This is a genomic window from Oceanospirillum maris DSM 6286, from assembly GCF_000422865.1.
In the GTDB taxonomy this organism is placed as follows: Bacteria; Pseudomonadota; Gammaproteobacteria; order Pseudomonadales; family Halomonadaceae; genus Oceanospirillum; species Oceanospirillum maris.
On record NZ_AUGW01000038.1, the window covers coordinates 1 to 7,162 of the forward strand.

3 protein-coding genes and 3 pseudogenes are annotated in these 7,162 nt (G+C 47.3%); 1 reads left to right on the forward strand and 5 read right to left on the reverse strand.

Going from position 1 to position 7,162, the window contains the following annotated elements; all coding sequences use genetic code 11:
• Positions 1-89: 89 nt before the first annotated feature.
• From G517_RS21380 to G517_RS0111800, 5 genes and pseudogenes are all read right to left on the reverse strand, one after another.
• A pseudogene (locus tag G517_RS21380) lies at positions 90-503 on the reverse strand (transposase); the annotation flags it as partial.
• Positions 504-712: 209 nt separating this feature from the next.
• A pseudogene (locus G517_RS21115) lies at positions 713-1,040 on the reverse strand (IS30 family transposase); the annotation flags it as partial.
• Positions 1,041-1,483: 443 nt separating this feature from the next.
• Positions 1,484-3,025, reverse strand: a complete 1,542-nt coding sequence (locus G517_RS0111790; protein WP_028304581.1) for a TULIP family P47-like protein — start codon at positions 3,023-3,025, stop codon at positions 1,484-1,486.
• A gap of 48 nt (positions 3,026-3,073) precedes the next feature.
• Positions 3,074-4,747: a TULIP family P47-like protein gene (locus G517_RS0111795; RefSeq protein ID WP_028304582.1), complete on the reverse strand. Its 1,674-nt coding sequence runs from the start codon at positions 4,745-4,747 to the stop codon at positions 3,074-3,076.
• A gap of 50 nt (positions 4,748-4,797) precedes the next feature.
• Complete coding sequence (locus tag G517_RS0111800; protein WP_028304583.1) at positions 4,798-6,087, reverse strand: TULIP family P47-like protein; 1,290 nt, start codon at positions 6,085-6,087, stop codon at positions 4,798-4,800.
• A 572-nt stretch (positions 6,088-6,659) separates the two neighbouring features.
• On the opposite strand from G517_RS0111800, the pseudogene G517_RS21385 reads away from it, so the two are divergent.
• Positions 6,660-7,073: pseudogene (locus G517_RS21385) on the forward strand (transposase); the annotation flags it as partial.
• Positions 7,074-7,162 lie beyond the last annotated feature (89 nt).

Consider the following 7,162-nt stretch of genomic DNA (forward strand, 5'->3'; position numbering starts at 1 on the left):
ATCCCACGGTTTGCGCTGACTGGGACGTTTGGCGATAAACCAGTCAACCTCCGGTTCTTTTGCTTGTCACGTTTATGCACGCCCTTTTCCAGCGAGTAAACCGCACCTCTGAGATCATCGGCACCGATAGATATCTTCATGCCGAATACCACTGATTGCCCTTCTTGCTCTGGCGCTTCTGGATCACGCTTCCCCGTTTTGTTTTTGGTTGACCTGGGTGCACTAAGAATACTGGCATCCATCCGTGTGCCTTACTGCTGGAGTTCCTCATTAATGCATTGGAAGACTTTACGGGCCAGCTCCTGTTTCTCTAACAAATGCCGGAACTTCAGAATGGTGGTTTCATCGGGCAGGCTGCGTGTCAGGTCAAGGTTTGCAAAACAGCGCATGGAGTCGATTCCATAAAGCGCATCTTCCATAGCGGGATCGCTCAGATTGTAAAACAACTGCATCGTATGGATTCGCAACATGGACGACAAAGGGTAAGCAGGCCTGCCGTACATTCTGGTAATAAAAGGGTTGAATCAGGTCTTCCAACGTGTTCCAGGGGATGAGTTTATCCATGCGCTCAAGAAAACGCTCACGACGTATTTTCCGCTTCTTGTGAATCTGTTCGGCATCCGTAAAAGACGTTGTTGCATGGTCATATCCTGACGTCATTCGTTATGCTGAGATTATCGCAAATTTTGGGAGTTGATCAGAGTATCCTTAGATCCGCATGCTTTGCTAACGACATACCTCGACCCCAAGAAAGACTTCCGATATTAGACTTGTATTTTTGTAAAGATTGCTATCAGGGCTTTCTAAACTGACCCAGCACCTTTACCTGCACCTGCAAGCTTCATAATTATGGTATATCACGACTTTCTATCAACAAGCGTAGCAATATGGGTGCTATTAGTTAGTGCCTGATACCAAGCCACCTTCCCAGTGGCCAAGCGATCTATGTTTATCTATATTCTTATAGATACACCGTTAACAATATTGATAAAGCCTTGATCACCACTTCTAGCATAATAGTGGCGCATTGGCCGTTTTCTGCTAGGGACGCTGTAACCTTGTTCTGCTACTAATGCGACTGCTTCACTTTTAAATTTAGTCGTGTAATTTCTATTTGCTCGCTTGACCATTTGACACCTCAATAATTGGATTATATTCCATTATTAATGTGTCCTGTTTGATTAAAGCAGATCAGTATCGGGTGCAGAACGTTACTTAGACAGCCAGAATTAATCACGGCTTGATGTCCCACATCGGTGAAACCGACTCTGGCTTATGGCCTGAGTCGGTTTTTTTTATACTTCTTATATTTGTTATTACTGAGCTTAACTGCCAAACTAGCCAAGTTGATTTAGCTGATTATATTTCCATCCCTTCCATTACAGTAACATGCTCATAGTGGTTACTGTTGTCATATTCTGCATGTTTAGTACAAAAATATGGGAGAAAAGACTCTCTCGCCTTCTCTTTTTCTATTTAATATCTAGCTGTTGGTGGCGAAACCACTCAGTTGTAGAGCGCGATTAAGCTGTGCATCTCCCAGCACTGCCCCACTCGGTTCCGGCATCAACCACTCAACCAAAACATCCATCTTCTCAATCAAAGGAGTGATGCAAATAGGCTCAATCGGCGTCTCTTCCTGTTTCGCCTTTTTGATCACGTCTTTGTAATGGCCCTCATCAATACCGAAAACGAAGAAAAAGTTCAGGCAGAAGATAACTGCTTTGAAAATTAAGGCTAAAGCTCCAATGACCAAACCGAAAGTGCGCGCCAAGATTTCGAACAGGTCCTTCAGGAACTCACCGCCCGCCGACGTATCGAGATGATGATCCTGCTGTTGATCGCTCAAGCGATATGAGATCACCTGACCGTCGGCCCCGAACTCCAAGTCATAGGTCTGGGCAATGCTATAGACCCCAGTTTGGCCCGGCGCCAGATGCACTTTCACATGGGCGTAAAGGTAGATTTGTGTCCCGCGCAGGGTCACGTTCAACACGTCCATTTTCGGGTGATAGGTGCGGAAGTTATAGGTGATATCTTCCAGTGCAACATCATCGGTATTGGAAATGGTATAAGAGTCCGCATGATAAGAAAAATCGGACAATGTCGTGCCATCAAACATGAAAGGCAGGCTCGGCATAACCATTTTTTCCATCATCACTTTCGGCCCTACTAAGACAGAAGCTGGATTTTTGCCAAAAAGAGTCTGCGCGCAAACCTGAGACACAAGGCTTTCCGACGACTCATTCTCGGTCAAACACAGTAAGCCAAGCACTGCATCATGCCCGTCCGCCGCCTGACCGCTGTTGAAGGCATAATCAACCGAAGTCGGAACCAACCAATCATAGCCGTCTTGCATTTCCATACCGAGGTTGACTTCCGCCAACTGCCATTTCTTATTCCCTTGCTTTTTCAGGTAAGAAGTCATGGCACCGGAAACCAAACCATATAGCTCGGTATTTTCCACCAAATCGGCTGTGGATTTGGTGAAATCCAAGAAGGTGAGGCTGGCGAAATCGACCAACAAGAGGCTTTTGCCGCCTTTATCTTGTGCGTCCTTCACTGTTTCAAATTTCAATTTGGCCTGAAACAACAAGACGCTGCCGCTCAAATCTGCTTTATAATCGGCGTGGCGGAAAGTGCCTTCTTCCAGCGGGAACTCCAGATTGACCAGCTTGCCCGAACCTCCTTTGGACATGTAAGCGCTGCCGAATTTGCCGTCGATGGAGAAAGACAACAATCCACCGGAGTCTGGGATATTGAAGGAGCCCAAGGCATTACTGCCCATCTGCGCTTGGCGCAGGCAAGCATTCACGCGAGCCAAGTTCGCCCCGTAAACAAAATCATAGCCGAAAGTGTCAATCGCCACCGCCGGCTGAGCGGATGCAGCTGCTTTCAACAAGCGTGGTTGCTGGGTGGCAAACAAAGAGTTCAAATGGGCAACGTTAATTTGGAAACGGTTTTCGCTGGTCAGCCCGCTGAGGGCGTTCAAGGCTGTGTTCCCTTGAGTGATCATATCAGGCATGATTTATTCCTTATTTTCGAATTCAGTTTATCTATCGCAACAGCGCACTCAGCCCTTCATGAAGGACGGATCGCCAACCAGTTGCAGACACTCATAGACTTTCACATCGGACAGCTTCATGTCCTTTTCCGCCCCGGTCCAATCGAACGGCAGAATGGCTTGGTTAACCAGCTCGTTCGCGGTCAATTGATCGTGCGCCTGGCCTTTACCGACAGCGGCTGCAATGGCAAGACCTGTCGCGCTCAACCCCGCACACAACACAGCTGACAAAGCCAACGCCACGACCACACCAGCCCCGCCTGCGACCATCAAGACCGCCCCGACGCAGGTTGCAAAGACCGCAAGGCCGGCCGCTAAGCCGATGGCACCTGGGCTAACTTCACACCAATAATCCGCGGTCAGCTCGTGGTCTTTGGACAGGATGATCTCCTGTGTGCCTTCTTTCAGGATATATTGATATTTAACCGTGGAGCGCGCATGTCCGGTAATGCCGAGGGAAATATTGAACTCGGTCTTACTGTCGATTTGAATGGCCCCGCTGACGAAAGAGACCTGGAAGAAAGTAAAGCGCGGGGTATATTTCTTACCGTTTTCGTCTTCCACCTGCTTTCCGGTCAGGCTTTTAGTGGCGGTTACGGTGAAGGACTTGGGATCGTAAACGAAGTCCCCTTCGGTGGCGCCTTCAAAAGCCGCGCCTAAAGACGGTTTGAGGATTTTGGTCATGACCATTTCGCGCGACAGTAAGAAAGCCGCAGGCGAGTCACCTGGGATGGAATGAGGCGAGATTTGCTGTGCGAGCGAGCTACCGTCCTTATTGTCGGTCAGGTTCAATACGCCCAACATACTGCGATTGCCGCCCTCATCGTCGGCCCGGTCTACATAAGCATAAGAGGTACTGGTCGGCGTCATCCAATCAAAGCCGTCTTCGGCCAATTTACTGCTGAGACGAACCTTGGTAAAAATAAAAGTGATATCGTCAGCATGGGTCATGACCCAATCGCTTACCCCGCTCATCACAAAGGCTTCAACCTGACTGACGACAGCCTCACGATCAGCCTCTGGGATGCACTCCATGGTCAGGCCGGTCATTTCAAGGTATTTTACCGGACTTGGATTTTCCGTCGTGCGCTCGAGCTTCATCCTCAAGTCGTTCATCGAGCCATCCTTCTTCTCTTCCGACTGAATGGTCTCTTCCAATAAGTTAAGACGGATTTGAACAACAATACTCACTCCAGCCAAAGAAACTGGGTTGCATTGCGGATATTTATACTTAATCAGCCCCATATCCAAGTCGCCGCTTTTCAAGTGCAGCGTCATATTGAGCAGAGCCCCAGATCCACCCGATACCGTCCATTTATCGAAGATGCCGTTCATGGTGTAAGACACCAGCCCACCGCTGCCATCGACGTGAAAATCGGTCGGAATATCTTTACCCATGGAGGCAGCGAGAGATCTGTTCACCTCGTCGATATGAACGGCAAACACCGTGTCATAACCATAGGTATCAATCGGCGCGTGAGGGGTAAGATAACCTTGTTGTTCACTGCCTTCATCGTATTTTTGGTCTTCACTCGCCCCAAGATAAGTTGTCGCGATGCGACGCTTTACATGGCGAATTACCCCGCTGTCGGGGAAACGAAAAACAGTCGAATGGGAAGGTTGAAACTTATTGAACGCGGCTTTTTCCGCATCGCTTAAGGTAAATGCAGCTGGTATGCCCATAGTTGAGGCTCCGTTTGTAGTAAGGATGAAACAAGAAGAAAAACACGTGGTTAGAAGGTGAGTTCTAAACGCATGGCATCCGGGCTCATATCCGCCCCGGTCATGACCACATCGCTGTATCCCGTCCAGATGACGTCAAAAAGAGCGGACTCGCCGATTTTAAATTCTTGGCTTAGGTGGACCACATCATCAGCCAAACTGTCCGAGATGATGGTCGTAACGATTTCGAGAACTGCAACCGCAGCCAGTCCACCGATAACGAGGAAATAATCGTACCAAGGGATATGACGGTCCGTATGAACCTTCGGTTTACCGGAGGGCACAAGATTAACCGCGTTTTTGCCTTTGACCTGTTCCAGACGGTAGGCGGCTTCAATATCGAAGCGCAGTTCAATCCCCATGCCCATACTGAACTTACCGCTCATTTCCAAGCGCATGCCACCGCCCACAGGCACCAATTTCAAAGTCTTATATTGCGGATAATAGGTGATGGCCCCCGCCTTCAATCCATATCCGGTAATGGTTTTTTTGGCGTAGATGGTCGCCGTATTAGGATCAAGAATGAAATCGGACTCTTTAGCATCTTTAGACACCATTCGAGGAAAAGCCGGTTTCAGAACTTCGCCCACAAACAAAGGCGTGCGCAGCAGAACACCACTGTTTTGCCCCTTAGCAATCGCGCCCGGTGACGCCATCAAGCTTTGCACCGGACGGCCTTGGGTCATCATCAACAGCGCGATAAAGGAATCAGTCGTATTGGTGCGATTAACATAACAAAAGCACTCTAGGGTCGGGACTTGCCAATCTGGGCCGCTATGAGCCCCTTTCGGGGCGACGGCCAAAACGCTGAAGCTGATATCGCGCTCATGATCAATCAAAAAGCGGTTGATGACGGAATCAAGATAGGAACGATATTCTTGCAGACTACCGCTTTTATCTTCCACATCAATCAGGGTAACAACCTTACCTAACGGATTGGGTGTCAGGTTAAAAACCAGCTCGCGATTTTTGTTGCTGCCCTCGACAAAGCGCAAGCCGATTTGCACGACCAGCGCGCAGTCTTTCAAAGGAATATCCACCTCTTTTGAGGCTTTGATCCTCACCGAACCACCCTTAAACGGCAGGCGTAAATTCAGCAGTTCCGGCCCCCCACCGAGGACAAATTGCCAAGGAGAGAAACTCGCCCCACCGACCACATCCCACAGCCCTGAATAGCTGGTGAGGTCAATTGAAGTCGGCAACTGCCCCGTCTTAAATGCGTTTATAAGCTGCTGGTTGCAAACATCTAAATTGCCTGCATAAACCGCATCCCAGCCTTCTGTATTATACTCTACGTCCATATACTCTCCATTAATATTTTTAAATAGAGACACAGTTTAAAAAACTATTTTTTATTAAAAAATAAATAACACAAATTTATTATTACAAAAAATAATTTATCAAAATTATTACATAATCTTAACCACCTAAATAAAAGTGTTTCATAATCAATCGGTAATCGCCCCTAAAAATATGGCAATACTGGAGGAAAAAAACATATATAATCTTAACAATAATTAAGCATATAAATATTTCAAATAAATATCATATATTTTATATACCACCATAAAAAAATACTTTTATCCAAGCTGTTATATACTTAATTTATATTCAAAAAATCCATACAACAACTAGCAATAACCCTAGTTATTACAGTGATTTTATTAGGGATACTCTGATCAACTCCCAAAATTTGCGATAATCTCAGCATAACGAATGACGTCAGGATATGACCATGCAACAACGTCTTTTACGGATGCCGAACAGATTCACAAGAAGCGGAAAATACGTCGTGAGCGTTTTCTTGAGCGCATGGATAAACTCATCCCCTGGAACACGTTGGAAGACCTGATTCAACCCTTTTATTACCAGAATGTACGGCAGGCCTGCTTACCCTTTGTCGTCCATGTTGCGAATCCATACGATGCAGTTGTTTTACAATCTGAGCGATCCCGCTATGGAAGATGCGCTTTATGGAATCGACTCCATGCGCTGTTTTGCAAACCTTGACCTGACACGCAGCCTGCCCGATGAAACCACCATTCTGAAGTTCCGGCATTTGTTAGAGAAACAGGAGCTGGCCCGTAAAGTCTTCCAATGCATTAATGAGGAACTCCAGCAGTAAGGCACACGGATGGATGCCAGTATTCTTAGTGCACCCAGGTCAACCAAAAACAAAACGGGGAAGCGTGATCCAGAAGCGCCAGAGCAAGAAGGGCAATCAGTGGTATTCGGCATGAAGATATCTATCGGTGCCGATGATCTCAGAGGTGCGGTTTACTCGCTGGAAAAGGGCGTGCATAAACGTGACAAGCAAAAGAACCGGAGGTTGACTGGTTTATCGCCAAACGTCCCAGTCAGCGCAAACCGTGGGAT